This is a genomic window from Methylosinus sp. PW1 (assembly GCF_000745215.1).
In the GTDB taxonomy this organism is placed as follows: Bacteria; Pseudomonadota; Alphaproteobacteria; order Rhizobiales; family Beijerinckiaceae; genus Methylosinus.
In genome coordinates this window covers 1,081,556-1,106,169 of sequence record NZ_JQNK01000009.1, presented here as the reverse complement: position 1 = coordinate 1,106,169, position 24,614 = coordinate 1,081,556, and the positions used below count along the sequence as shown (strand labels likewise).

Genomic DNA, 24,614 nt, shown 5'->3' with positions numbered 1-24,614 from the left:
GCTACTCTGTGCGCGGGACGATATGAGCGCGCCGCGCCTTGATATGCGCGAGAAGCCGCAGTCTGAGCTCTTCCGCGAATTTGTAGGGCAGCAGCCCCAGCACGGCGCTGCCGGCGCCGGCATTCGGCAAAGGGCGCAGATCGGGGCCGGGCCACACGAAGCGGTTGGCTTCCGACAGAACGACCCATGATCTTTCGCCGTCCAATCTCAGGCGCTTCTTAGTCGCGGTGGGCAGCTCGACGGCGAAGAGACTATCCGCGGGCGGCGAATGAGTGATCGGCAGGACTGTGACGACATCCTCGCCGTCCTCCGTGGTCGTCGCCAGCACAACGGCGCATGGGCGATCCTTCACGCCCTCTTCTCGGCCGCGCTGATGTTCTGCGCGCCAGAGATAGGCATAGCGGATAACGAGACCTTGTACAGGCTTTGGCGTCGACACGATGTTCAGGGTTCGAATTCGTGATCGAAGGCCTTCGCTTCTTCGGGCGGGCGCGACGCTTCGAGCGCGGCAATGTCGGCGTCGGTGAAGTCCTCGACGCCGAGCGCCTCCCGGTCACGGCGCTTGAGGCGGCGATATTCCTCGGTCGACAGCAGCACGCAGCTTTCGCGACCGTTGCGAGTGACGGCGACGGGCTGGCGCAAGGCGAGGTCTTGATAGCGGCCGATGTTGCGCTGAAACTCGGCGGCGGCGACCTTGAGCATATCCATGTCTCTTTCTCTCATGCGCTTCATGCAATATACATGAGGCGCATGATCTGTCCAGCAAGCGGAAGCTCTGCGCTTCAGTGCGGCTCATGCGATATTTAATTATAAAACAATAAGATAGAAGTGGTGTCTATCATCGGGAAATGCCCGTCGGGCGTAACCTCCTCCAAGGACGCCTCTATGTGGCGCCCCTTCGCCCTCGCCCGCCGAGGCCGCCCGTCGCTCCCGCGCCGAGCAGGGAAGGCGAGCCCACTCTGTTCCTGGCCATCTCCCGCCTTTGCGCCGCCCTCGCTTTTCGCTAATAAACAAGAGAGCCGATCCGAGGAAAGAAATGTCCCAAATTCCCGACTTCAGCAAAATCGCCTTCGCTCCCGTCGCCGCGACCCCGAAGGAGGCCGCCGAGCCGCGCCGCTGGCTGACGCCCGAGGGCATAGAAGTCAAGAATTCCTACGGCCCGCAGGACATAGACGGCCTCTCCTTCATCGACGGCTTCCCCGGAGTCGCGCCTTACGTGCGCGGACCTTATCCGACCATGTATGTCGCCCAGCCCTGGACCATCCGCCAATATGCGGGCTTCTCCACGGCCGAGGATTCCAACGCCTTCTACCGCCGCAATCTCGCCGCCGGTCAGAAGGGCCTCTCCATCGCCTTCGATCTCGCCACCCATCGCGGCTATGACAGCGATCATCCGCGCGTCTCCGGCGACGTCGGCATGGCGGGCGTCGCCATCGATTCCATCTACGACATGCGCACTTTGTTCGACGGCATTCCGCTCGAGCAGATGAGCGTGTCGATGACGATGAACGGCGCCGTTCTTCCGGTGCTCGCTCTGTTCATCGTGGCGGGCGAGGAGCAGGGCGTGCCGCCGGCGCAGCTCACCGGCACGATTCAGAACGACATCTTAAAAGAATTCATGGTGCGCAACACCTATATCTATCCACCGTTTCCATCGATGCGCATCGTCTCGGACATATTCGCCTACACCAGCAAGAATATGCCGAAGTTCAACTCCATCTCCATCTCCGGTTATCACATGCAGGAGGCCGGCGCCTCGGCTGATCTCGAGCTCGGCTACACGCTCGCCGATGGCGTCGAATATGTGCGCGCCGGCGTCGCCGCGGGGCTCGATATCGACGCTTTCGCGCCGCGGCTCTCCTTCTTCTTCGCCATCGGCATGAATTTCTTCATGGAGGTGGCGAAGCTCCGCGCCGCGCGCCTCTTGTGGGCGCGGCTGATGAAGGACCTCGGCGCCAAGACCGAGAAGAGCATGACTCTGCGCACCCATTGCCAGACGTCCGGCTGGTCGCTCACCGCGCAAGATGTTTACGTCAACGCCATCCGCACCAGCGTCGAGGCGATGGCGGCGACGCAGGGTCATACGCAATCGCTGCACACCAATGCGCTGGACGAGGCGCTGGCGCTGCCGACCGACTTCTCCGCCCGCATCGCCCGCAACACGCAAATTGTGTTGCAGGAGGAGAGCGGCACCACGCGCATCATCGATCCTTGGGGCGGGTCCTTCTATGTCGAGAAGCTGACCGCCGAGCTCGCTGAGGCGGCGTGGAAGCATATAGAGGAGATCGAGAGCCTCGGCGGCATGGCCAAGGCGATCGCCGCCGGCCTGCCCAAGCAGCGTATCGAGGAAGTCGCGGCGAAGACGCAGGCGCGCATCGACACGGGACAGCAGGTCGTCGTCGGCGTGAATAAGTTCCGCCCAGACAGCGACGTCGCGCCGGATGTGCTGAAGGTCGACAATTCCGCCGTGCGCGCCGCGCAGATCGCCAAGCTCCAGCGCCTGCGCGCCGAGCGCGACGAGGCGAGGACGCAAGCCGCGCTCGATGCGCTGACCGAAGGCGCGAAGGGCGACGGCAATCTTCTCGCGCTGGCGATCGAGGCGGCGCGCGCCAAGGCCAGCGTCGGCGAAATCTCCTATGCGCTGGAAAAGGTGTTCGACCGCCATAAGCCCAAGGCCAATGTCATTTCCGGCGTCTATGCGCGCGAGGCCGGCGCCGATTGCGACAAGGTCGCGCGCGTGCGCGGCATGACGGCCGCCTTCGCCGAGAACGACAAGCGCAAGCCGAAGATTCTCGTCGCCAAGCTCGGCCAGGACGGCCATGACCGCGGCCAGAAGGTCATCGCCTCCGCCTTCACGGATTTGGGCTTCGAGGTGGTGATCGGCGATCTCTTCGCGACGCCGGAAGAAGTGGCCAAACGCGCCGCGGAAGAACAAGTCCATATCGTCGGCGTGAACACGATGACCGCCGGCCATCTCGCTCTGACGCCGGAATTGCGCGATGCGCTGAAGGCGGCCGGACGCGAGGAGGTGATGATGGTCGTCGGCGGCGTCATTCCCGAGCAGGATTTCCAGGCGCTCTATGACGCCGGCGCCGCTGCGATCTTCCCGCCCGGCACCAATATTCCCGAAGCCGCCGAGAAAGTGCTGCAAGAGCTGAACGTCCGCCTCGGCTATGCGCAGCGGGAGACGGTGCGGCGATAAGCGCATTTCCTCGAGAGGCGAGCCTTTGAGCTCGTATCGTCCGATCACTCTCAAAGCCGATGGCTAGCGCCGCAACTCGATGAAGCGTGCGACGCTCCATCGTCTCAGCGAGCGCTGTCGATGATCGAGCCGCCGTCGGGCGTCAGACTCGAGCCCGTGATGAACTGCGAGTCCTTGCTGGCAAGGAACAGGACTACAGGCGCAATGTCTTCTTCCGGCGATCCGTAGTGGCCGAGCGGGTTGGCTGGCGGGGGAACGTTGATTTCGGGACCCCAGGTTTCGGCAACCGGCAGGACGTTGTTCACGGTAATCTTGTCCGGTCCCCATTCGCGCGCCGCGGTACGGGTCAGGGCGCGCACCGCCTCCTTCGACATGTTGTAGGGGGTATAGCCCAGCAGGCCGATGACGCCCGCCATCGAGCCGAAATTGATGATACGCCCTTCTCCGCTGGCTTTGAGGTAGGGATAGGCGGCTTGCATCATCCGCAGATAGGCGATCGGGCCTGTGTCGAAGTTGCGCTGCAACTGCTCCACAGAGAGATCGATGACCGACGAGAAAGGCGCGGACGAATCGAACGCGTTGTTCACCAGGACGTCGATACCGCCATAGGCCGAGGCGACGGTGTCGACAGCCGCCTTGATCTGGCCGGGGTCGCCGATATCGCAGACGACGCCGACGGCAGCGCCGCCCGCGGCCTTGATATCTGTGACGACCGCATCGACATTTGCCCGAGTCCGCGACACGACCGCGACCTTGGCGCCTTCGGCGGCGAACAGCTTTGCCGTCGCGCGGCCAATGCCGCGACCGGCGCCGGTCACGATTGCGACTTTTCCTTCGAGTCTACCCATGGTCGTCTCCATTTGGTGGGGGTGGTGGTTTTCGCCGCGTCAGCGCACGGCGATTTGGGCGTAAGGCGACGGTACATCGCGAGCCGCGTTCTGCGTCGCAAAGGACGCGGCCAGCAGCATGAGGCCTATGACGGCCGGCAGCGCGCCGATTGGCTTGCGCACACCGAGATGGGCCAGGCTGGACAGAATGAGGTGGTAGAAGATGCCTACATAGGCGAGATCGCTCAGCGGCAAGCTCACGCGCGACAAGATCGCGGCAACGCCGAGGACTTTTACGACGATCATGAACGGCACGAGGTAGGAAGCCGGATAGTGAAGCTCGGCAAGGGTTTGCCGTACCCAGCCTGTCTTTGTCGCATACATATAGGCGGACGCCAGGTACAGAAGCGACAAGAGCGTCGTGCTGATCCAGTATACAGTGAATGCCGTCATGAGAGTTTCCTGCTCGGCCGCTGCTCCGGCCGCCATGAATGTGTCGAACTGGCGTTTCGCTTGCCGGGCAGATTCAAATCTGCTCGCGATGCATCGAAAATGCAGTCTAAGATGAACGAACGCAAGTAGGATGAAAATATAACAGTAAGTATGGAAAAGCTGACTAATGGCCGAAGACGACTTCACGATGCAAGATGAGATGCGCCGTGCATTCGCGATGCTCTCGGGAAAATGGAAGCTGGAGATCATGTGGCTGCTCAATCAGCGGGTTTACCGCTTTGGCGAGTTGCGCAAAGCAATCCCCGGCATCACGCAGCACATGCTCACGGCGCAGCTCCGCGAACTTGAAACGGACGGTCTGGTCTCGCGCACCGTGTTCGCGGAGGTGCCGCCCAGGGTCGAATACGAGATAACACAGAAGGCCCGTGGACTTGGCCCCGCGATGGAGGCGCTTACGGCCTGGTGGCGAGAGTACGGAAGGACGATTCCCGCCAAGTCGAGTTCGCGGGGGCGCAAGGCCAATCCTGCACGCGCCCCGGCTCGCAACGCGCCGGCGATTCGACCGACGCGCCGATAGCTCAGGTCGTCGTCGCGCCCGCGGCGGCGGTGGGATCGCCGGGCTCGGTCTCCCAGGCGACGCCGGGAATGGCGACGATGCGCCAGCCGCGCTGGTCCAGCCGGCAGACGATCGCCTGCCGCTCCTCCATATAGGCGAGCAGCCGCCGCGCCCGCCCGGGCGAGCGCGTGCCATAGGCGCTGGCGACATCGGCGTCGGAAGGGCAGGGGCGATGGTCGAAGGCCGCGCGCGCCAGCGATAGAAAAACGCCCTGCATATCCTCCGGCAGCGCGCCTGCCATTGCGAGCACCTCGGCCCAGGGCGAATCCTCGGACTCGGCTTCCGCCAGCTCTATGCCGGCATGGGCCACGGCGAGGCGGCGGCGGAAGGCGGGCAGGCTCAAAGGCTCGCCGCCGATGCGGCGAATCCGGCAGCGCACCAGAAAATCCTGATAGAGCACGGCGATGGTGCGGAAATTGGCGTCGCTGTCGCTCAAAATCTCGCGCAGCGCCGAATCGATCGCGGCCTGACGCTGCTCGGGCGAAATGCTCGGCGGCGGCTCGACGGCGGGCGGCGCCGGCGGCGCGCTGCGGGCGAGACGCGCCAGCACATCGGCGGTCGGCGCGGGCGGCGGCGGCCGGCGCGGCGCCTCGAAACGCGCTTCATCGGCGCCGGGCGTGAAAATGAGATGCGCGTCGTCGGCGCCGGCCTCCGGCAGCGGCAGCAGCCTCGGGCTGACATTGCGCGCGGAAGTCTCCACCGGGCCGATGCGCACGGGCAGCGGCCGGCGCGCCATGGCCGGGCCGAGCGCGACGAAATTGCCGCTCTGCAGATCGCGGAACATTTCCGCCTGCCGCCGCTCCATGCCGAGCAGATCGGCGGCGCGCGCCATGTCTATGTCGAGGAAGGTGCGTCCCATGAGGAAATTGGACGCCTCCGCCGCGACATTCTTGGCGAGCTTGGCGAGGCGCTGCGTGGCGATGACGCCGGCGAGCCCGCGCTTGCGGCCGCGGCACATCAGATTGGTCATGGCGCCGAGCGAGGCCTTGCGCGCCTCGTCGGACACTTCGCCGGCGACGGCGGGCGCGAAGAGCTGCGCCTCGTCCACCACGACGAGCAGCGGATACCATTGGTCGCGCTCGGCGTCGAAGAGCCCGCCGAGAAAGGCGGCGGCGGCGTGCATCTGCTGCTCGGCGTCCAGCCCCTCGAGATCGAGCACGACCGAGACTCGGTGCTGGCGCGCCCGCGCGGCGATGCGGGTGAGATCGGCGATGCCGCAGCGGGCGTCCACCACCACATGGCCATAACGCTCGGCCAGCGTGACGAAATCGCCCTCGGGATCGATGATCGCCTGCTGCACCCAGGGCGCGCTCTGCTCCAGCAGGCGGCGCAGCAGATGCGATTTGCCGGAGCCGGAATTGCCCTGCACCAGAAGGCGGGTCGCCAGCAGCTCCTCGAGATCGAGCGTCGCGACGCCGCCATCGGCGCGGGTCCCGAGATCGATGGAAACCTTGGCGGGCGCCGTCATTGCGGCGCCGCTCCGGCCGTGAAGGAGGGAAAGATCATGGCGCGGACTTAAACATCGATTCGCGCCGCGCGTTCAACCGCGCCGCTGCGCCTGTGGACAAGAGCGCGCCCGGCGCGGTTTCTCTCCGCCTCGCGCTTTGTGATCGGCTGCGTCGCCGCTTGACACGGCCCATAGTGTTCCATATACGTTCTCTTGTTCGTCAAATGTTCCTAGCGTGCGTAAACAAGTCCCCTAGAGTTGTAAGTAGCTGCGTCGCATCGAGGCTCGCGGTCGCGAGGCGCCCCAGTGTCGCGCATGGGCGTCTCGCGCCGCGAGCCGAAGCGAGGCCGGCGCACCGGCGAGAATCCGGCCGAGACGCCGGCCGCAGGGCCGGCAAGGAGATCATCGCCATGGCGAGCTCGGCGAAACGTCTGATCGAGAAATCGGAGAAGAGCGACTGGCGCCGGGCGGCGCAGCTGAGCCGCGAGGCGATCGGCGCGGTCGTGAATTTTTCCAGCGAGGAGCGTCCGATCGTCGATCCGGCGCGGCGGCGCGGACGCGGCGCGCTCTCCAATGAGAGCGGCCGTTTCGAGCGCGAGCGGCGCGTCGAGACCGACGACGGATGGAATGGGCTGGAGGAGCTCGGCGAGTTCCACACCAATGTCCATGCCGAGCGGGCGAAGACGATCATCACGCGCAACGACTCGCCGGATATTTCCTTCGACCGCTCCATCAATCCCTATCGCGGCTGCGAGCATGGCTGCGTCTATTGCTATGCGCGTCCCAGCCACGCCTATATGGGCCTTTCGCCGGGCCTCGATTTCGAGACGGAGATTTTCGTCAAGGAAGGCGCGGCGCAATTGCTCGAGCGCGAATTGTCGGCGCGCAATTATTCGCCCAAGACCATCGCCATCGGCGCCAACACCGATCCCTATCAGCCGCTCGAGAAGCGCTATCGAGTCACCCGCGGCCTGCTCGAGGTGGCGAGCCGCGCCGATCATCCGATCGGCATAGTGACGAAATCCTCTCTGGTCGTTCGCGACATCGACATTCTCGCACCCATGGCGCGCAAGGGCCTGGTCAAGGTCGCGATCTCGATGACGACGCTCGATCCGGCCTTGGCGCGGGCGATGGAGCCGCGCGCCGCCTCGCCCGAGCGGCGCCTCGCCACGATCGAGCGGCTGGCCGAGGCGGGAATTCCCGTCGCCGTTCTGGTCGCGCCGATCATTCCGGCGATCAATGACGCCGAGATCGAGACCATATTGACGCGCGCCCATGCCGCCGGCGCGCGCGAGGCCGGCTATGTGATGCTGCGGCTGCCGCTCGAGCTGCGCGAATTGTTCAGCGAATGGCTCGTCACCCATTTTCCGGCCAAGGCTCGGCATGTGCTTTCGCTGGTGCGCTCGGCGCGCGACGGCAAGCTCTACGACCCTTCCTTCGACAAGCGCATGAGCGGCGACGGCCCTTACGCCTGGATGATCGGCCGTCGTTTCGAGCTGGCGGCGCAACGTCTCGGCTTCTCCCGCACGCGGCTGCGCGCCGATCTGTTCCGGCCGCCGCGCAGCGACGCCGAGCAGCTGAGCCTTTTTTAAAAAAGGCGCGCCGGGGCCGATTGCTCCGGCTCCGCCGCTGTGTTTGTTTCAGCCGCCCTTTTTCGACGAGCCGAGCGAGCATGCCTCCCCATTTTCTCACCGAGACGCGCGTCCTGCGCGGCGGCGCTCGACCCATCGCCGGCGTCGACGAGGTCGGGCGCGGGCCGCTCGCCGGCCCGGTTGCGGCCGCGGCCGTGATTCTCGATCCTGACCGTCTGCCGGATGGCGTCGACGATTCGAAAGCTCTGTCCGCCAAGGCGCGAGACGCCGCCTTCGAGCGAATCGTCTCCAGCGCGCTCGCCATCGGCGTCGCTTTCGCCAGCGTCGAGGAGATCGATCGGCTGAACATTCGCCGCGCCGCGCTGCTGGCCATGGCGCGCGCCGTCGCCGCGCTTCATATCGCGCCGGGCTTCGTGCTGGTCGACGGCCGCGACCTGCCCGAGATCGCCTGTCCGGGCGAGGCGATCGTGAAAGGAGACGCGCTCTCTCTTTCCATCGCCGCCGCGTCGATTGTCGCCAAGGTCGCGCGCGACAGCCAGATGCGCCGCCTCGCCCGGCTCTATCCCCATTACGGATTCGAGACCAACGCCGGCTATGGCACGCGCGAGCATCTCGCCGCCCTCGAAGCCCATGGGCCGACGCCCTTTCACCGCATGAGCTTCGCGCCGCTGCGGGAGCCGCGCGCGCCGCGCCGCGAGGCCGCCGCCCTCTGAGCGCCTGTCATGAGCGTTCGTAAATATCTGGTGAAAATGGAATTTCTTAACGAAGGCGTGCGGAAAAGAGACAGCCGCGCACGGGCTTTCTAAACCCGGCTTTTACCGCGATCGGGCAATGTTCGCATCGTTGGTTGCGTAGCCGGTGATTGTTCATGAGTAGCGCGCGCGTCGGGGCGGCCCGCCCCAAGTCCCAGATAAAGGTCTCGCGTACTGGGATGTCGAATTACGGGTCGCCTCGCGCGATGTCGCGTAACGAGGTCGTCGTCGGAGACAGCGTCGAGGTCATGCTCGGCCTGCCGGAGGCGAGCGTCGATCTCGTTTTCGCCGACCCACCTTATAATCTGCAGTTGGCCAACCAACTCACCCGGCCGGATCAGAGCGTCGTCGACGCCGTCGACGATGATTGGGACAAATTCGCCGATTTCGCCGCCTATGACGCCTTCACCCGCGAATGGCTGGCGGCGGCGCGGCGAGCCATGAAGCCCAACGCCACTATTTTCGTCATCGGCTCCTATCACAATATATTCCGCGTCGGCGCGATCATGCAGGACCTCGGGTTCTGGATCCTGAACGACATCGTGTGGCGGAAGAACAATCCAATGCCGAATTTTCGCGGCCGTCGCTTCACCAATGCGCATGAGACGCTGATCTGGGCGGCGCGCGACGCTTCGGCGCGCAATTACACATTCCATTACGAAGCCTTGAAGGCCGGCAATGAGGATTGCCAGATGCGCTCGGACTGGCTGCTGCCGATCTGCTCGGGCGGCGAGCGTCTCAAGGATTCGAGCGGCCGCAAGACGCATCCGACGCAAAAGCCCGAGGCTCTGCTCGCCCGCATCATGCTCGCCGCCACCAATCCGGGCGATCTGGTGCTCGATCCCTTCTTCGGCTCCGGCACCACGGGCGCGGCGGCGCGCCTGCTCGGCCGCGACTATCTCGGCATAGAGCGCGAGCCGATCTACGCCGCCGCGGCGCGCGCGCGCATCGCGGCGATCTCGCCGCTTCCGGCCGAGGCCGTGGCGCCTGCGCCCTCCAAGCGCAATGAGCCGCGCATCGCCTTCGCCAGCGTCGTCGAGGCCGGCCTCGTCGCCCCCGGCGCGACGCTCACCGACGCCAAAGGACGCCACAAGGCGGTGGTGCGGGCGGACGGCGCTTTGTCGATCGGCGCCATCGTCGGCTCCATTCACAAGACGGGCGCCTTGGTGCAGGGCCTGCCCGCCTGCAATGGCTGGACTTTCTGGCATTTCGAATCGGGCGAGGGTCTCGCGCCGATCGATGATTTGCGCGCGGTCGCCCGCGCGCGTCTGCGCGACGCCGCGGAATAGTCGCGAGAGCGACGCCCCGCGGCGCGGCGCGAGCTGCGGGAAGACCCATGCGACTGGAAAATATTTTCGCCGATCTGCCGGAAAAAGCGGAGCAGGAGCAGTTTCTGCCGCTGCTCGCCGGCTCGAACATGCGCGTCGAGCGTATCGTCTCCTTCGGCCAGGCGAGCCCGCCCGGATTTTGGCACGATCAGGAGGAGGCGGAATGGGTGATCCTGCTCGCCGGATCGGCTGGACTGCGTTTCGAGGGCCATGACGAGGTGCTGACGCTCGCCCCGGGCGACTATCTCGAGATCGCCGCGCATCGCCGGCATCGCGTCGAATGGACGGATGAGACCCTGCCGACCGTCTGGCTCGCTGTCCATTTTCGCGCCGAGGGCGCCTGATGCGGCGACAAACGGGCGAAAACCGTCACTGTTATATACGTGACAATATAGGTGCGCTTCCCGCCGCTGTGTCGCATAATTTCATAGATAGCTGAAATCAAAAAAGAAATTCATTACCAGAGCGCTGGCGCGCCGCTTGCTAACTCCTGCGCAGATCAGGAGTGAGCGATGCGCCCTCGACACGAATTCGAGACGCCGCGGCGAAAGCGACCGCTGGCCGTCATATTGGGAACGAACGAGATCGCCTCCGCGGTCGCCGTGAATATGAACCGGATCGGCTGGGCCTGCGTGCTGAGCCACGACGCCTTCCCGCCCGTCATCCGCCGCCAGATGGCCTTTCACGATTGCCTCTATGGCGAGCGCATCACGCTCGAGGAGGTCGAGGCCGAGCGCGCCGATTCGACCATGGAGCTGGTCGAGATCCTCGACTTCACGACCAAGGTCGCGGTGACGCCGCTGCAGTTCCACGATCTCGCGGCGGTTCGCACGGCCCATGCGCTCGTCGACGCGCGCATGCAGAAATATCGCGCGACCCCGGATCTGCGGCATCTCGCCAAGGTCGCGGTCGGCCTCGGGCCGAATTTCGCCGTCGGCCGCAATTGCGATATCGCGATCGAGACCAAGCCCTCGCAGGCGGGCCTCATCGTTCAGGAGGGCGAGACCGAGCCGGCCGACCATGTGCCGAACCGTCTCGGCGATGTCGGCGAGGAGCGCTTCGCCTATTCGACCAAGCCCGGCCTGTGGCATTCGGCGATCGATATCGGCGTTCGCGTGTTCAAGGATTTCGTCGTCGGCCATTTGGACGGCGAGCCGGTGACCGCGCCGTTGGACGGCGTGCTGCGCGGGGTCATCCGCGACGGCCTCCACATCCCGGCCGGGGTCAAGCTGCTGGAGATCGATCCGCGTGGGCGCTCCGCCAAATGGACCGGCATAGACGAGCGATCGGGGCTGGTCGCGAGCGCCGTCGGCCGGGCGATCCGCATCGAGCTCGCCAAGCGCGAGGCGACGCCGATCGCGGGGCCTTTCGTCGCCCACTGACAATCCTGTTGCCAATGTGACAGGATCGTCGTCTTTCAGCTATATTTTGTTCGATACAGATCGCGGCGTCGTAGGAGGCGCGGAACGATGCGAACAGAAGCGGATGCGCCGCAGGTCGGCGTTATTTTGAAGCTGCCCAATGGCGGAGTTCTCGCTCCCGCGGATCTCGAGCTGATCGACGCGCTGCGCAAGGAACGCTCGATCATCGGCGCGAGCCGGGCGCTCGGTCTATCCTATCGCAAATGCTGGCTTTCGGTGGATGCGCTCAATCGGACTTTCGAAAGTCCGGTGGTGGCGACCTTCCCCGGCCGGCGCGAGGGCGGGGCGGAGATCACGCCTTTCGGCGAGCGGCTGGTGGGCGTCTATCGATCGATCGAGCGTCACGCGGCCAATTCGGCCAAGCGAACGCTGGACGAGATCATCGGGGCGCTCGACTGGTCCTACCAGAAGTCGGCCACTGACGCGGAAACGGAGCCGCGTCGGGATCGAGCGTCCGGCCGCTGACGGCGACCGTCTTGATCATCGCCCAGGCCGAGAGTCCCTCGACCAAGGCGAGCCGTTCGACCGATTCATGCGTGATAAGCGCGTCCAGGCGGGCGCCGCCGAGCGAAAGGCGCGCGCGCGTGAAGGGCGGCGGCAGAAAATCCAGCTCGACGATCGTGCCGGGAAGACGATTGAGTATCGAGACATCCATCGGCCGTGAAAGGGCAATGGAGACGTCGCGCGCGTCGATCTCCACCTCTATGGCGGTTCCGACGATGGCGTCGACCATCGGCACGCGCAATTCCCCGCCGGCGAATAACAGCGTGGAGAGGCCGGCGTCCGGCTCGTGCCGCAGCACGCGCGCCGGGAAAATCGATACGAAATGGTGGGTCTGCGCAAAGAGCGGCGTTGTCTTGTCCAGCATGATCGCTGAACTAGCGAGAAATACGCCAATCTCACATTTTACTGGGAAAAACGCCTGTTTTGGCGCTGAAAAGGCGCGTTTCGGCGGCTTTTCGCTCAAAACACGGACGCCGCTCGGCGGCGCCCGCTTCGAAACGCTCAGTTCGGATTGCGAGCGGCGATCGCCTCATATTGCTCGCGGGTCAGGCGGAAATAGCCGCGGCCGCCGGCGCGCGTCTCGTATTTGTCGCCGGCGCGCTGGCACAGCAGCTTGAACCACGCCTGCTTGTCGAGATGGGCGGGAAGGCCATTGATTTCCCAGACGGTCGTATCGGGGCGGAAGCGCACCATGATGATGACGTTGTCGCCGACCGCGGTCGCGACGCTGGCGTCCTTTTCCACCGGCTCGACAGCCGCAGGAATATTCGCGACAACATGGCCGGCTTCGGTCGAGACCTCTGAAGAAACATTCGGTTGCACATCGTCCTCCATATCGCCGGCTCGCGGCGTGTTCCGACTTGTCGGGCCATCGACGTGCCGGCCGAGCCGGCGTCTCCGCCCGAGACGTTTCGTTCTATGCGAGCCGTATACCAAACTATATTGCAAAAGTTCCAGACTGACGGTCCGCGCCTGCGGCATTCGGGCGCAGCGCGCGGAGGCGGCGCGCGTCGGTCCGACTGGCGCCGATTTCGCGACAAAGGCCAGATTCTTGCTAGGGTCTACAATCCCTCTTCACCTCAGCCGAAGTGAGCCCGTCATGTCAGAGAGACATTCCTGCGTTCTCGTTCTCGGCATCGGCGAAACCGCGTCCGCGATAGCGCGTGAGCTGTTCCTCGCCGATCATATCGTCGCCGTCCACGAGGCGGCGCCGCCGCCCGATCTCCGCCGTAAGATGACGTTTTCGGACGCCTGGTTCGACGGCTCCAGCGTTCTCGAGGGCGTGGAGGCGCGTCGCGCCGATCTCGTCGCCGAATTCATGCTCGGCCTGCGCAGCCGCATGTTCGTGCCGGTGCTGACGCATCCGCTCAACGAAATTCTCGAGCGCTGGCCTTGGGAAGTCGTCGTCGATGCGGAGATGAATCCGCGCAAGGACCCGTTCTCCGTCAAAAATCTCGCGGGCCTCACCATCGGCGTCGCGCCGGGCTCGATCCCGGGCGAGAATTGCGATCTCGCCATAGACGCTTATGGCAAGGATCCGGGCGCGATACGGCGCCCCGGCGAAGGCCCCGGCCCGAGCTGCGAGGCGGACCCGCCGGAGGCAGAGCCGGTGCGCGCTCCCGTCTCCGGACTCTTTAAAATGCACAAGGACATAGGCAATATCGTCGAGGCGGGCGAGGCGTTCGGGGAGATCGACGGCGCTCCCGTGCCGGCCCCCTATGGCGGCCGCATTCGCGGCATTATCAAGCAGGGCAGGGCGGTCGCCAAAGGCACGCCGCTCGCCGATATCGCCGCCTCGACTGGCGCTCAGGTCGCCGGCATGACCGCGCGCAACCGACTCATCGCGCGCGGCGTATCCTTTGCGATAGAGATGCAGGCGGAGGGCTGGACGCCCTTCTCCTGGGACGCGTTTCTGGAAGGCGGCGGCGGCCTCTCGATCTGAGGGGCCGCCCTACTACTTCAGTGCGGGGGCAGGCGCGAGGGCTTGCCATCCGCGCCGGTGAAGGGAAACAGCCCGCCTTGGAAGCATTGTGACATATGTGTCGCTTTGGCGATGGCCTCCTCGGCCTGCGCCGCGGGAAGGTTCTCGCGCGCCGATTGCGTGAACAGCTCCACCCAGCGGGCGAAGTGCTCGGGCTCGACGGGCAGGTTTATGTGAACGGCGAAAGGATGGCCCTGGTAGCGATCGGTGCCGAGCAGCGATTTGGACCAGAAATTCGCGATGATATCGAGATGCTGGTCGAGTTCCGGGATCGCGCTGAAAATCGGCCCCAGCAGGGGATCGGCCAAGCCTTTGTCGTAGAAGGCGCGCACGCAGGTCGTGATCGCCGCCTCGAGCGTCGTCGGCTCGGCGGTCGCTTCGGTGGAAGCTGACATTGTCTCTCCTCCTATTCCTTCAGCGATACAGCAAGGCGGGCGCCAGCGCGCGCTCTGCCAGAGTCTTTGTTTTGACGCGTTTCAAGCGCCGAACCGGCGTCCACTTCGGCCGGAAACGCTCTAATCCGCGTTGAAGCGCACGGCGCCCAATTGCGAGATGTCATAGCCGCCGAGCCGCGCGGCGCGCTCCTGAAACGCCTCGCTCGCGCAAAAGCGCATGAGCGTCTGCCATGGCGGATCGAAATAGGCCTTGCGCCAGACCACGAGATCGAAGCGCTCGACGATCTGCGGCGCGAAATCGAGGCCGAACTGGCGCGCGCAGGCCTCGAGGCCGAGGCCGACGTCGGCGCCGCCGGCGGCGATGGCGGAGGCGAGATCGGTTTCCGAGCGCTCGACGGCGGGAACGAGGCGCAGATGCTCGCGCTTCATCCCCGCCTGCGTGAGCAGCTGGGTGAGGACGAGCTCGCTGCCGGCCTCGGGCTGGCGTGATTGAAAGGCGAGATCGCGCACATCGGCGAGCCCGTCGATGCGCCGGGAGAGGCTCTTGCGAAACATCAGCCCGCGGCGGCGCTTGGCCCATTCCACGACGACGACCGGCTCTCCCGCGAGCCGGCGCTCCACCGTCTCGACATTCCAGCCGTCGTCGGGCTCTGGAATATGCAGCCCGGCGGCGATGCAGCCGCCCGCGGCGGCGCGCTCCAGCCCGTCCAGCGCGCCGTCGAGCAGCGCCGCGACGCCGCAGCGCGATTCGCGCAACGCCCATTCGAGCAGCGGATCATGGCCGCCGGCGACGACGAGCGGGCGTGTCGCCGAGCCTTCGCCGCGCGGAGCCCGGCCGCTCGCTCCCGCGGCCAGCCACTCCTCGATCTCGAGGCGGGGAAACAGCAGCTTGCCGGTGACGCGGCGCACCGGCAAGGCGCCTTCCGCGGCGAGATCATAAACCTTGCGCTCCTTGACGCGCAGCAGCGCGGCGAGCTCACGCGTGGTGAGAAATTCAGACATTGTGCGTTTTTTCCGAAGACGGGGAAAATTAGCATGGCCGGTCTTCGGCGACAATCGCCTGCTCATCCGGCTTTTTCGTCACGATAGCGCGATATGGCCGCGGTCGCCGCTTGCTGTTCCTATGCAAAATCATGTGAAAGACTCACAATGAGGCAAAATATATGCATAAGTAGGACAAGGCTCACCCATCCGAGCCGATCATCGGAGTGGTTCTCATGGTCAAACTGGCTAGTCTGGCGCTCGTCGCCGCTTTTCTGTCTCTGAATTTCACCCCCGCCTATGCAGAGGCTCCCGCGGCCGATAAGGCGACCGGCGCCAAGACGGTGACGGTGTTCGCGGCGGCGAGCCTCAAGAATGCGTTGGATGACGCCGCCGCGGCTTATAAAAAGAAGACCGGCGCCGAGGTCGCCATCAGCTATGCGGCCTCCCTGCCGCTCGCCAAGCAGATCGAATCGGGCGCGCCGGCGGACATCTTTATTTCGGCCGACACCGCTTCCGCCGATTATCTCTCCTCGCGCGGCCTGCTGAAGGAGGGCTCGCGCGTCGATCTGCTCGGCAATAGCCTCGTGCTCGTCGCGCCCAAGATCGCCAACACGAAGAAGCTCACGCTGGACAAGTCCGCGCTGCTGGGCGCGCTCGGCGATAGCGGACGCATCGCCACCGGCGATCCGGCCTCCGTCCCTGTGGGCAAATACGCCAAGGCGGCGCTGCAGAAGCTCGGCCTGTGGGAGGATTTGGAATCGCGCTTCGCCTTCGCCGAGAACGTGCGCGCCGCGCTCCTCTTCGTCGCGCGCGACGAGGCGCCGCTCGGCATCGTCTATCTGACCGATGCGCATTCGGAGCCCAAGGTCTCTGTCGTCGCGACCTTCCCGGCTTCCTCGCATCCGCCGATCGTCTATCCGATCGCGCTCACCGCCTCCTCGACCAGCGACTCGGCGGCCAAATTCTTCGCCTTTCTGAAGGGGCCGGAGGCCGCCGGCTTCTACAAGAAGCAGGGCTTCGCCGTTCTGCACTGAAAGCCGAGAATCCCGGCTTTTCGGCTTTCCCTCGCCGCCGGTCCCAGTCTATCCTTCGGCGGCGAGGGAACCATGACCGTAGCGCATAATCCCAAAGAGCTTTCGCGGACCGCCGCGCCGTTTCGGCTCGATCGCGCCCGTCTCGCCGAGCTGGCGGAGACGGCGTTGGCCGCAGCGCGCCGCGCTGGAGCCAGCTACGCCGATATTCGTCTCGGCGAGACGCGTCGCCAATTCATCCAGGCCAAGGAAGAACGGCTCGACGAATTTTTCGAGAGCGTCAGCCCCGGCTTCGGCCTGCGCGTGCTCGTCGACGGCTGCTGGGGCTTTTATGGCGCACGCTCGCTGGAGCCAGGCGCCCTGGCCGCGGCGGTCGAGCGCGCTATTCACAACGCCCGCGCCGTCGCGCCGATCCGCGTCGCGCCCGTGCGACTGGAGGAGACCGAGCCGCATGTCGCCGAATGGATCATGCCGCTCGGCGTCGATCCATTCGCGGTCGATGCGCCCGCCAAGGTCGAACGCCTCGTGGCGGTCAACGCCGCGGCGCTGGCGGCGGGCGCGGATTATTGCGTCTCCTCCTTCGCCTTCGCCACGGAGGAGCGGCTCTTCGCCGACAGCCGCGGCAGCCGCATCTTCCAATCGCGCACGCGCACGCAGCCCTCTTTCGAGGTCACGCTGATCGACAAGGGCTCCGGCCGTTTCGCGACGCGCGAGAGCCTCGCGCCGGCGCGCGCCGCCGGCTGGGATTATGCGCTCTCCTGCGATCTCCTCGGCGAGGCGCGTCAGGCGGTCGAGGATGCGCGCCAAAAGCTGGGCGCCAAGCCTGTCGAGGCGGGCGTGACGGATGTGGTCATCGATCCCACCAATCTCTGGCTCACCATTCACGAGACGGTCGGCCACTCCACAGAGCTCGATCGCGCGCTCGGCTGGGAGGCGAATTTCGCCGGCACCTCCTTCGTCAAGCCGCATATGCTGAACAATCTGCGCTTCGGCAGCGAGCTGATGACGATCAAGGCGGATCGCTCGCAGGAGGGCGGGCTCGCCAGCGTCGCCTTCGACGACGATGGCGCGCCGCGCGCGCGCGCGGAATTCGAGATCGTCTCCAAAGGCGTGTTCCGCAATTATCAAATGGCGATGGGACAGGCGCATCTGATCGGCGCCGAGCGCTCCAATGGCTGCGCCTATGCGGACGACCCGACCGCTTTCCCCATTCAGCGCATGCCCAATATTTCGCTCGCGCCCAATCCCGAAGCCTGCAAGCTCGAGGAGCTGATCGGCGGCGTCGAGAAGGGGCTCTATATCGTCGGCGCGGGAAGCTGGAGCATCGATCAGCAGCGCGACAATTTCCAATTCGGCGGGCAGATGTTCTACGAGATCCGCGACGGCAAGCTCGGCGAGCCGGTGCGCGACGCGGCCTATCAGGGCCGCACCATTCCGTTTTGGAATTCGCTCGACGGACTCGGCGATTCCTCTACCTACCGGCTCTGCGGCACCTTCACTTGCGGCAAGGCGGAGCCGATGCAGCTCGCGCCGGTCTCGCATGGCGCGCCGGCGGCGCGCTTCCGCGGCGTGACGGTGCTGAACACAGCGCGCGAGACGTGATCTCTCCTCGCTCGTTTTGCATCGTCTCGTCATTGCGAGCGCAGCGAAGATTCCCGTGGTTCTGGATCGCTTCGTCTACGGCTCGCAATAATGTCGCGCGCGTTCAGAATTTGAACTTCACGCCTCCCGTGAAGGCTCGCGGCGAGCCGGCGACAATTCCCACGCCGGTGGAGTTGGCGAGCAGCGGACCCGGCGTCTGCACGCCATTCGTCAGCGTATTGGAGGTCGCCGTCGCGCCGGCGACATAGGTGCGGTCGAACAGATTGTCGATGTTGAAGTAGAACTCGACATTCTTGACATAGAAGTCCGGAATGTCTCGGCTGTAATGCAGGTTCAGATTGACGATTCCATAGGACGGCGTATAGAGCAGATTGCCCATGTCGAGCGCATACCCGCTCTTATAGACATATTCGACATAGGCGCCGAGGCCTTTGAAAGCGCCGTCCGGCTGATCATAGCCGATCCGCGTCGTCAAGAGATGCGGCGGCACATTGGGAATCTTGTGGCCCTGCCGATCGAAATATTGGTTGGATATCTGCTCGACGTAATCGGTCGAGAACTGGTCGTTGTGAGAATAGGCCGCGATGAAGCGCCATCCGTCGAAAGGCCGCCAATCCATTTGGGCCTCGACGCCGCGATGGATCGCTTTCGGTATGTTGACGAAATAGACCATCAGAAGCGGGAACGGGCTCGTGAGCTGCAGCAGCTCGTTGCGGAACCATTCATTGTACCCGGTGACGCTGAATCTCAGCCTGTCGTTCGGCGTCCAGTCGACCCCGACATCGACGCCCATATTGGTCTGCGCCTTCAGCGCGGTATTGTTGCCGGCGCCTGTCGCGGTGGCGGTCAGATTGCGGAAATTGGGCGTGCCATAGCCGGTCGCATAGCGCGCGCGGAACTGCCATTCGGGGCTGTAGCGATAGGTCAGCGAGGCTTCTGGCGCGGTGTTCCAATAGTCGTTGTCCGCGGCGACGTCGAGAGCGCGCAGCGGCAGGCCCGCCGCGTTGAAATTATAGACGGTGTTGACGCCCCAGGCTCTGTTCCAATTGGCGCTGAAGCCGATCGCCGCGGTGAGATCGGGGGTGAGCGCGATCTCTTCGCGCGCCTTCAGGCCGATGTTCGAATGATAGGAGTCGATCTTCCCCGTCGGCGCGCCGCGCATCCCATAGTTCCACATGTTCGGAACCTGGGCGAATGAGGAATAGGTGGATTTGAGATTGTCGTAGAAGAAGCCGAGGTAATGCGTCGCGGGCAGGCCGAGCAGCGAGCCGTGATTGGTCACATCGGTCGAGACGGCGAAGCCGACCGCGGGGCCGGTCGCCGCCACCGGACCACCTGGTCCGCCGACGAATTTCGGCGGAATGAGCGTTCCGCTCGCGGTCTCCATCAGATCATAGCTGACCTGCGTGCGCCATGTCGTGTTCTGGTCGATATCGTGCTCCCAGCGCAGGCCGGCGATATCGCGAAAGACGTGCATATGCGTGCCGAACTGATCGACGCTGCCGCGCGTCGTCGCGCCGCTTATTCCGTTGGCGTATTGGGTGAGATTGTTGCAGAGCGCCGAATTGGCCGCGACCGCGATTTGACAGCCGTAGTTCCTCGAGAACGGGTTCAGATAATAGGAGGTGAGAGAAAGGCGGTTGGACGTCTGCGTGAAGGTCTGGCTGAAGGCGAATTTGAACGTGAAGCGATCTGTCGGCGTCGGCGACCATTTGCCCAGGAAGCTGGCGTTCTGGAACTCGTGCGCATTGTGGGCGAGATAGCCCTCGCCTCGCAAGTCGGAGGCGAAGAGCGAGAGATCGAGCTCGCCGAAGCTCTTGTCGACGAGCTTCTTGCCGCCGCGGATGTAATTATTGATATAGCCGTAGCTGCCGAATTCCGATCCGGTCTCGAGACCGTCGATGTCGGCGCCCTCGAAAGAGCGGAAATTGACCGCGCCGCCATAGGCGTGATTGCCGAACATCGCCGAGGACGGGCCGCGATAGACGTCGACGGCGCCGAAGGAATGCGGGTCGAGAATTTCCGAGCGGCCTTCGCCATCCGACGTCACGATCGGAAAGCCGTCGGAGAACATCATGATGTTGCGCACGCCGGGCGCGCTGACGCGATTGCCCGAGCCGCGGATCGAGATAACGAAATCGCGCGCATTCTGCCCCTGACTGAAAGTGACGCCGGGGCTGTAGCGAAGCGCGTTCTGCACCGTCGACATGGGCGTCGCGTTCTGGAATTTGTGATCGACTGTCGTCACCGTCTGACCGGGCGGATCGCGATAGATCGGCTCCTTGGCGCGCTCGGCGTCGAAGCCCGGCGCGCTCGAGGCGCCCGCGCGCTTCCGCTCGGCGCCGACGTCGATCGGCGGCAGCTCCTCGCCGTTGGCGTCGGTCATGGTTCCGCGCGCGGCCTGCGCGAGAATGATGGAGACAGAACGGCCATTCTCCGACAGGCGATAGGAGAGGCCGGTTCCAAAGAGCAGCCGGTCCAGCCCTTCGCGCACCGAATAGGCGCCGACGACGCCGCGTGTCTTCACGGCATCGGTGAGCCCGACGTCGAAGACGATATGCAGGCCGCTGCGATCGGCGAAAGCGTTGAGCGCCGTCTCCATGGCGCCGGCGGGAATGCGATAGTCACGCAGCGCGCCGTCGCGCTCCTGCGGCGAGATGGAGGCCTCTGCGCTCGTCACCGGAGCCTCTGCGCCGAGCGTCATCGCGCTCAGCGCCAAGGCGATCGCCGTCGAACTCATATTCACGCCCTCGCCTACTGACTTCTTCCGCGCCATGGCCATTTCGTCCCGCCGTCGCAACGCCCGCCATAGAGTTCGGGCTCTCGGGAACAGGACGCGGCAGGCGGAAAAAGCGGAACCTCCTTCGCGCGAAAAAATTCGCGCGCCGATGAAGCGTTTAAATTCAATACAGCAGGATCAGATAGCTGGTGACATGGATGGCGCGCAGGCCGAGCGAGGCCTCGATCTCCGCCAAGGATTGCAGCGCGTCCTCCTCTGCGCCGAAGACGCCGGAGATGCGCCGCGCGCAGATCGCGCGATCGACGCAATAAATATAGCCGCGATGATAGCGGCCGAGCGCGGCGAGCACATCGCCCAGCGGCTGCCGATTGACGATGAGCTTGCCGCGCCGCCAAGCGGTTGCAATGTCGATATCGACGCTCATCGGCGCATGCGCCGGCGCATCGCGCTCGAATGTGGTCTGCTGGCCTTCCTCGACGATGGTGGTCTTGCCGCCGCTGGCGACGCCGACGCGATGCTCCGTCACAGTGACGCGCGCGCCGCCTCTTTCCAGCGCGACGTCGAAGGCGGTGCCGAGCGCCGTCACGCGGCCCTCGCCGGCCTCGACGACAAAGGGGCGCGAAGCGTCGGGCGCGACGTCGAACCAGGCTTCGCCGGAAAGGAGGCGGAGCCGCCGCTCGCCCGCCGAATAGCGCAAAGCGATGGCGGAGCGCGAGTCGAGCAGAGCATGGGAGCCGTCGTCCAGCGTCACCAGACGCTTCTCGCCGACGCCGGTGAAGTGATCGGCCTCGAGTCGCAGCGCGATTTCGTTATAAGAGGCAAAGACCGCGACCGCCGCCGCCGCGGCGAAGGCGAGGGCCGCCGCCCGCATCCCGCGCGCGGCGCGCGGCGCCGGCCGCATGCGGCGTGCCGGGCTCATGCCGGCGAGATGGCCGTACATATGCAGCACCTCGTCGAAGGCGGCGGCGTTGGCCGGTTCGGCGCGCCACGCCTCGAAGGCGGCCGTCTCCTCCGCCGACAGCCGCCCCTCGCGCAAGCGCACGAACCATTCGATCGCGGCGTCCCCGGCTTCGTCCGGCGCGGGTTCCTTCGCCTTATCCCCGGTCATCTCTCCATCCGTCCTCGAGGCGCCGCGCGCGACAGTATAGATGACGCGGCGCCGGCGCGAGGCGGAACCTCGAAACGGGAAAAAATCACTCGGCCTCGCTCCGCAGCGCGGCGCGGCAGGCGCGCAGCGCGACGCTGACATGCTTGCGCGCCATGCGGTCGGATATGTCCATCCGCCGCGCCACCTCGACGAGCGGAACGTCGTTATAGATATGCAGCTCGAAGGCCTCGCGGCAGCGCGGCGGCAATGTCGCCATGGCCGCTTTCAGCAGCGCCGAGCGCCGCTCATAGTCGAGCCGCTCCTCGATCGGCGTTTCCGGCGCCGGCGGGTCGATCACATAATCGCCGAATTGGAGACGACCCTCCTCGGTCCTGCGGCGGCGGGCGAAGTCGCGGGCCAGATTGACCGCGATCTGCTTGAGAAAGGCCGGCGGGTCCTCGATGGTCTCGGGCCGATCATGGCGGACCATGCGCAGGAACGTCTCCTGCAGCAGGTCGGGCGCATCGACGGCGCCGACCTTGCGCACGAGAAAGCCGAAGAGATCGCGCTTATGGGCGAGAAACAGCTCGCGGAGCCGCCACGGTTTGGCGTCCGCAGGCCGATCGCCGCGCGACGAGATCGATCGAGACAAAGTGGAACGCCCTGGCTGGCGCGCGAGCGCGATTGATCCGAAAGGTCGAGGCCGGCCGCTCGCCCGAGGGGCGGCGGCATTCGATTTTCAGACCGATGGCGGCGCGCGCGAGGACCAGGAGCTCGCCCAGCCGAGCGGCGGCGCGCGCGGCGACAGCCCCCGCGCGCCTATGCTGGCCACCCCGTCGGGCCGCAGCAGGAGCGGCGCGGCCGTGGGCGCGATGGCGGGCGGCTCGGCGCCCCGATCCGAGCACAGGACGCAATGATGCTCGCCGGCGTGATGGGCGAGGGGCGCTCCGTCGCCGTCGCGGGCGGCTGCGCAGAGCGCGTCGCCCGAGAGAGCGGGGGAGAGGCCGACGGCCCCATGCGCCCGCGCTATCGAGCCGAGCAGGGCGATGGCCTGCAGCAGGGCGAGAATCACCGTTGCGCAGGCGAGAAGCCGGCGCGCGGGGCGGCGCATGGAGGAGAATGTCCTCATCGAACGCAAAAATAGGTCCGCGGGAATTGCCGGGTCAATGATCGGGCGCCGCCGCGGCCGAATATCCGAGCCGCTGTTGCGCGGCGGCCACAGTCGCGGCCGCGCCGGACGCTTTCGAATGGAGGACAACCATCTTATCATGCGACCGCCGGCCGCCGCCGGACCCGTCGAATGAGAAAGGCCGGCCATGTTCCTGACGCGAGACGACGCCCTCGCCCTCGCCGATCGTCTGCGGTCCCTGTCCGCGGCGGAGTCCTGCGTGATCCATATCGAGGGCGAGGAGGCGCAGAGCCTGCGCTTCGCCGGCGGCGGCGTCACCACCAATGTCGCGACGGCGCATGTGAAGACGCGCATCGAGTCGCATGTCGGCGGGCGCGTCGGCTCGGTCTCGGTCGGTGGGCTCGATCGGGAGGCGCTCGCCCGCGCCGTGGCGCGCTCGGAGGAGATCGCGCGGCTGTTGCCGGAGGACCCCGAATTTCTGTCGCCGCTCGGCGCTCAGGTCTATTCTGAGAGCGCCCGCTATGACGAGGCGACCGGAGCGCTCGATCTTCGCTTTCTCGCCGAGGCGACCGCGCGCGTCGTCGCCGAGGGGACGGCGCGGGGCGTGAACATGTTCGGCTGCGCGGCGGCCGGCCGCCGCTTCTCGGCGCTGGCCTCGAGCGCCGGACTCTTCGCCTATGATCGCGAGAGCTTCGTCGATCTCTCGTCCACGGCGCGCCATAAGAGCGACGGCTGGTCCGGCTGGGCCGGCGTCCGGCATTTTTCGGTCGCGCAGCTCGATCCTGCCGACATCGGCCGCCGCGCCGCGCTGAAGGCCGCCCGCGACGAGGAGCCGCTCGATCTCGAGCCCGGACGCTATACGGTGATATTGGAGCCGACGGCGGTGGGCGAGCTGGCGCAATGGCTGATGTGGATGCTGCGCGCCCGACCGGCCGACGAGGGCCGCAGCTTCTTCTCCCGCGCCGGCGGCGGAACCAAGCTCGGCGAGGCTCTGTTCAGCGCCGATTTCTCCCTGCGCTCCGATCCGCGCGACCCGATCGCGCCGGAGGCGCCCTTCGGCGAGGAGGGTCTCGCGCAGGAGGCGCGGCTGTGGGTGGACAAGGGCGTGCTGAAGACGCTCGCGCGTCCGCGCTATTGGGCGCAGAAGACCGGCGCAGAGGCCATTCCGGCGGCGCAGAATTTCACCGTCGCCGGCGGGACGACTCCCCTCGAGGAGATGATCCGCGGCGTGCGGCGCGGCATATTGGTGACGCGCTTCTGGTACACCAATATGGTCGAGCCGCGCAGCCTGCTGCTCACCGGGCTGACGCGCGACGGCAATTTCCTCATCGAGAATGGCGCGGTCGTCGCGCCCGTGCGCAACATGCGCTTCAACGAGAATCTCCACGGCGCCTTCTCGCGCATAGCGGCGATCGGCGCGAGCGAGCGCGTGAAGACCGAGATGGGCGGCGCCGCGATCTCGGCCCCGCCCATGCTGATCGAAGGTTTCGAGTTCTCGTCGAAATCGAGCGGGATTTGACCAG

Annotated in this window: 25 protein-coding genes; 12 read left to right on the top strand and 13 right to left on the bottom strand. The window is 65.6% G+C overall.

Going from position 1 to position 24,614, the window contains the following annotated elements; genetic code table 11:
* Position 1 precedes the first annotated feature (1 nt).
* Positions 2-352, bottom strand: a complete 351-nt coding sequence (locus K369_RS14840) for a hypothetical protein (RefSeq protein ID WP_371033316.1) — start codon at positions 350-352, stop codon at positions 2-4.
* Positions 353-444: 92 nt separating this feature from the next.
* Complete coding sequence (locus K369_RS14835; RefSeq protein ID WP_036295355.1) at positions 445-702, bottom strand: type II toxin-antitoxin system Phd/YefM family antitoxin; 258 nt, start codon at positions 700-702, stop codon at positions 445-447.
* A gap of 334 nt (positions 703-1,036) precedes the next feature.
* Here K369_RS14835 and scpA point away from each other — a divergent pair, with 334 nt between their 5' ends.
* Entirely contained in the window at positions 1,037-3,202 is a 2,166-nt protein-coding gene (gene scpA, locus K369_RS14830; RefSeq protein WP_036292237.1) for a methylmalonyl-CoA mutase, read from the top strand.
* Positions 3,203-3,306: 104 nt separating this feature from the next.
* Here the strand turns inward: scpA and K369_RS14825 are convergent, their stop codons facing one another.
* Both K369_RS14825 and K369_RS14820 read right to left on the bottom strand, forming a co-directional pair.
* Entirely contained in the window at positions 3,307-4,050 is a 744-nt protein-coding gene (locus K369_RS14825) for an SDR family NAD(P)-dependent oxidoreductase (protein ID WP_036295352.1), read from the bottom strand.
* Positions 4,051-4,089: 39 nt separating this feature from the next.
* Positions 4,090-4,482 carry a DoxX family protein gene (locus K369_RS14820; protein WP_036295347.1) on the bottom strand — a complete coding sequence of 131 codons (393 nt, stop codon included), beginning with the start codon at positions 4,480-4,482 and terminating at the stop codon, positions 4,090-4,092.
* Positions 4,483-4,648: 166 nt separating this feature from the next.
* On the opposite strand from K369_RS14820, the gene K369_RS14815 reads away from it, so the two are divergent.
* Positions 4,649-5,059, top strand: coding sequence for a helix-turn-helix domain-containing protein (locus K369_RS14815; RefSeq protein WP_051949320.1), 411 nt, complete (start codon positions 4,649-4,651; stop codon positions 5,057-5,059).
* Position 5,060: 1 nt separating this feature from the next.
* Here the strand turns inward: K369_RS14815 and K369_RS14810 are convergent, their stop codons facing one another.
* Entirely contained in the window at positions 5,061-6,566 is a 1,506-nt protein-coding gene (locus tag K369_RS14810; protein WP_036292236.1) for an ATP-binding protein, read from the bottom strand.
* A 389-nt stretch (positions 6,567-6,955) separates the two neighbouring features.
* Here K369_RS14810 and K369_RS14805 point away from each other — a divergent pair, with 389 nt between their 5' ends.
* The 6 genes from K369_RS14805 (at position 6,956) to K369_RS14780 (ending at position 12,103) form a co-directional block, all read left to right on the top strand.
* Positions 6,956-8,137 (top strand): PA0069 family radical SAM protein, encoded by a 1,182-nt coding sequence (locus K369_RS14805; RefSeq protein WP_084570687.1) that lies wholly within the window; start codon positions 6,956-6,958, stop codon positions 8,135-8,137.
* Positions 8,138-8,217: 80 nt separating this feature from the next.
* A complete protein-coding gene (locus tag K369_RS14800) occupies positions 8,218-8,850 on the top strand; it encodes a ribonuclease HII (protein ID WP_036292235.1) in 633 nt (210 codons plus the stop codon).
* A 155-nt stretch (positions 8,851-9,005) separates the two neighbouring features.
* Positions 9,006-10,178: a site-specific DNA-methyltransferase gene (locus tag K369_RS14795; RefSeq protein ID WP_036292234.1), complete on the top strand. Its 1,173-nt coding sequence runs from the start codon at positions 9,006-9,008 to the stop codon at positions 10,176-10,178.
* Positions 10,179-10,225: 47 nt separating this feature from the next.
* Entirely contained in the window at positions 10,226-10,561 is a 336-nt protein-coding gene (locus K369_RS14790; RefSeq protein ID WP_024880828.1) for a cupin domain-containing protein, read from the top strand.
* Positions 10,562-10,729: 168 nt separating this feature from the next.
* Positions 10,730-11,599: a xanthine dehydrogenase gene (locus tag K369_RS14785; protein WP_051949319.1), complete on the top strand. Its 870-nt coding sequence runs from the start codon at positions 10,730-10,732 to the stop codon at positions 11,597-11,599.
* Positions 11,600-11,686: 87 nt separating this feature from the next.
* Entirely contained in the window at positions 11,687-12,103 is a 417-nt protein-coding gene (locus K369_RS14780; protein WP_036292233.1) for a winged helix-turn-helix domain-containing protein, read from the top strand.
* Here the strand turns inward: K369_RS14780 and K369_RS14775 are convergent.
* Complete coding sequence (locus K369_RS14775) at positions 12,018-12,506, bottom strand: TOBE domain-containing protein (RefSeq protein ID WP_036292232.1); 489 nt, start codon at positions 12,504-12,506, stop codon at positions 12,018-12,020. The two genes, K369_RS14780 and K369_RS14775, sit on opposite strands and share 86 nt — an antisense overlap.
* 137 nt (positions 12,507-12,643) lie before the next feature.
* Positions 12,644-12,964: a hypothetical protein gene (locus tag K369_RS27755; RefSeq protein WP_245278208.1), complete on the bottom strand. Its 321-nt coding sequence runs from the start codon at positions 12,962-12,964 to the stop codon at positions 12,644-12,646.
* 277 nt (positions 12,965-13,241) lie between these two features.
* Here K369_RS27755 and K369_RS14765 point away from each other — a divergent pair, with 277 nt between their 5' ends.
* Positions 13,242-14,084, top strand: a complete 843-nt coding sequence (locus tag K369_RS14765) for a hypothetical protein (protein WP_036292231.1) — start codon at positions 13,242-13,244, stop codon at positions 14,082-14,084.
* Between the two features lie 17 nt (positions 14,085-14,101).
* On the opposite strand, the gene K369_RS14760 is transcribed toward K369_RS14765, so the two are convergent.
* Complete coding sequence (locus K369_RS14760) at positions 14,102-14,518, bottom strand: group III truncated hemoglobin (protein WP_024880822.1); 417 nt, start codon at positions 14,516-14,518, stop codon at positions 14,102-14,104.
* A 120-nt stretch (positions 14,519-14,638) separates the two neighbouring features.
* A complete protein-coding gene (locus tag K369_RS14755) occupies positions 14,639-15,520 on the bottom strand; it encodes a helix-turn-helix transcriptional regulator (RefSeq protein WP_036292230.1) in 882 nt (293 codons plus the stop codon).
* Between the two features lie 215 nt (positions 15,521-15,735).
* Here K369_RS14755 and modA point away from each other — a divergent pair, with 215 nt between their 5' ends.
* Together modA and K369_RS14745 are read left to right on the top strand one after the other, a co-directional pair.
* Positions 15,736-16,536 (top strand): molybdate ABC transporter substrate-binding protein, encoded by an 801-nt coding sequence (gene modA / locus K369_RS14750; RefSeq protein WP_036292229.1) that lies wholly within the window; start codon positions 15,736-15,738, stop codon positions 16,534-16,536.
* Between the two features lie 72 nt (positions 16,537-16,608).
* Complete coding sequence (locus tag K369_RS14745; RefSeq protein ID WP_036292228.1) at positions 16,609-18,135, top strand: TldD/PmbA family protein; 1,527 nt, start codon at positions 16,609-16,611, stop codon at positions 18,133-18,135.
* A gap of 103 nt (positions 18,136-18,238) precedes the next feature.
* Here the strand turns inward: K369_RS14745 and K369_RS14740 are convergent, their stop codons facing one another.
* From K369_RS14740 to K369_RS14725, 4 genes are all read right to left on the bottom strand, one after another.
* Positions 18,239-20,875 carry a TonB-dependent receptor gene (locus tag K369_RS14740; RefSeq protein ID WP_245278207.1) on the bottom strand — a complete coding sequence of 879 codons (2,637 nt, stop codon included), beginning with the start codon at positions 20,873-20,875 and terminating at the stop codon, positions 18,239-18,241.
* 163 nt (positions 20,876-21,038) lie between these two features.
* Entirely contained in the window at positions 21,039-21,983 is a 945-nt protein-coding gene (locus tag K369_RS14735; protein ID WP_036292226.1) for a FecR domain-containing protein, read from the bottom strand.
* An 85-nt stretch (positions 21,984-22,068) separates the two neighbouring features.
* Positions 22,069-22,614 (bottom strand): RNA polymerase sigma factor, encoded by a 546-nt coding sequence (locus K369_RS14730; protein ID WP_051949318.1) that lies wholly within the window; start codon positions 22,612-22,614, stop codon positions 22,069-22,071.
* Between the two features lie 87 nt (positions 22,615-22,701).
* Entirely contained in the window at positions 22,702-23,073 is a 372-nt protein-coding gene (locus tag K369_RS14725; protein WP_036292225.1) for a DUF2946 family protein, read from the bottom strand.
* A gap of 205 nt (positions 23,074-23,278) precedes the next feature.
* Here K369_RS14725 and K369_RS14715 point away from each other — a divergent pair, with 205 nt between their 5' ends.
* Complete coding sequence (locus K369_RS14715; protein WP_036292223.1) at positions 23,279-24,610, top strand: TldD/PmbA family protein; 1,332 nt, start codon at positions 23,279-23,281, stop codon at positions 24,608-24,610.
* The last annotated feature ends 4 nt before the right edge of the window (positions 24,611-24,614 follow it).

Coding starts and splice junctions, on each gene's coding strand:
- K369_RS14835 (WP_036295355.1), bottom strand. CDS start 702: ATGCTCAAGGTCGCCGCCGCCGAGTTTCAGCGCAACATCGGCCGCTAT.
- scpA (WP_036292237.1), top strand. CDS start 1,037: ATGTCCCAAATTCCCGACTTCAGCAAAATCGCCTTCGCTCCCGTCGCC.
- K369_RS14825 (WP_036295352.1), bottom strand. CDS start 4,050: ATGGGTAGACTCGAAGGAAAAGTCGCAATCGTGACCGGCGCCGGTCGC.
- K369_RS14820 (WP_036295347.1), bottom strand. CDS start 4,482: ATGACGGCATTCACTGTATACTGGATCAGCACGACGCTCTTGTCGCTT.
- K369_RS14815 (WP_051949320.1), top strand. CDS start 4,649: ATGGCCGAAGACGACTTCACGATGCAAGATGAGATGCGCCGTGCATTC.
- K369_RS14810 (WP_036292236.1), bottom strand. CDS start 6,566: ATGACGGCGCCCGCCAAGGTTTCCATCGATCTCGGGACCCGCGCCGAT.
- K369_RS14805 (WP_084570687.1), top strand. CDS start 6,956: ATGGCGAGCTCGGCGAAACGTCTGATCGAGAAATCGGAGAAGAGCGAC.
- K369_RS14800 (WP_036292235.1), top strand. CDS start 8,218: ATGCCTCCCCATTTTCTCACCGAGACGCGCGTCCTGCGCGGCGGCGCT.
- K369_RS14795 (WP_036292234.1), top strand. CDS start 9,006: ATGAGTAGCGCGCGCGTCGGGGCGGCCCGCCCCAAGTCCCAGATAAAG.
- K369_RS14790 (WP_024880828.1), top strand. CDS start 10,226: ATGCGACTGGAAAATATTTTCGCCGATCTGCCGGAAAAAGCGGAGCAG.
- K369_RS14785 (WP_051949319.1), top strand. CDS start 10,730: ATGCGCCCTCGACACGAATTCGAGACGCCGCGGCGAAAGCGACCGCTG.
- K369_RS14780 (WP_036292233.1), top strand. CDS start 11,687: ATGCGAACAGAAGCGGATGCGCCGCAGGTCGGCGTTATTTTGAAGCTG.
- K369_RS14775 (WP_036292232.1), bottom strand. CDS start 12,506: ATGCTGGACAAGACAACGCCGCTCTTTGCGCAGACCCACCATTTCGTA.
- K369_RS14765 (WP_036292231.1), top strand. CDS start 13,242: ATGTCAGAGAGACATTCCTGCGTTCTCGTTCTCGGCATCGGCGAAACC.
- K369_RS14760 (WP_024880822.1), bottom strand. CDS start 14,518: ATGTCAGCTTCCACCGAAGCGACCGCCGAGCCGACGACGCTCGAGGCG.
- K369_RS14755 (WP_036292230.1), bottom strand. CDS start 15,520: ATGTCTGAATTTCTCACCACGCGTGAGCTCGCCGCGCTGCTGCGCGTC.
- modA (WP_036292229.1), top strand. CDS start 15,736: ATGGTCAAACTGGCTAGTCTGGCGCTCGTCGCCGCTTTTCTGTCTCTG.
- K369_RS14745 (WP_036292228.1), top strand. CDS start 16,609: ATGACCGTAGCGCATAATCCCAAAGAGCTTTCGCGGACCGCCGCGCCG.
- K369_RS14740 (WP_245278207.1), bottom strand. CDS start 20,875: ATGAGTTCGACGGCGATCGCCTTGGCGCTGAGCGCGATGACGCTCGGC.
- K369_RS14735 (WP_036292226.1), bottom strand. CDS start 21,983: ATGACCGGGGATAAGGCGAAGGAACCCGCGCCGGACGAAGCCGGGGAC.
- K369_RS14725 (WP_036292225.1), bottom strand. CDS start 23,073: ATGCGCCGCCCCGCGCGCCGGCTTCTCGCCTGCGCAACGGTGATTCTC.
- K369_RS14715 (WP_036292223.1), top strand. CDS start 23,279: ATGTTCCTGACGCGAGACGACGCCCTCGCCCTCGCCGATCGTCTGCGG.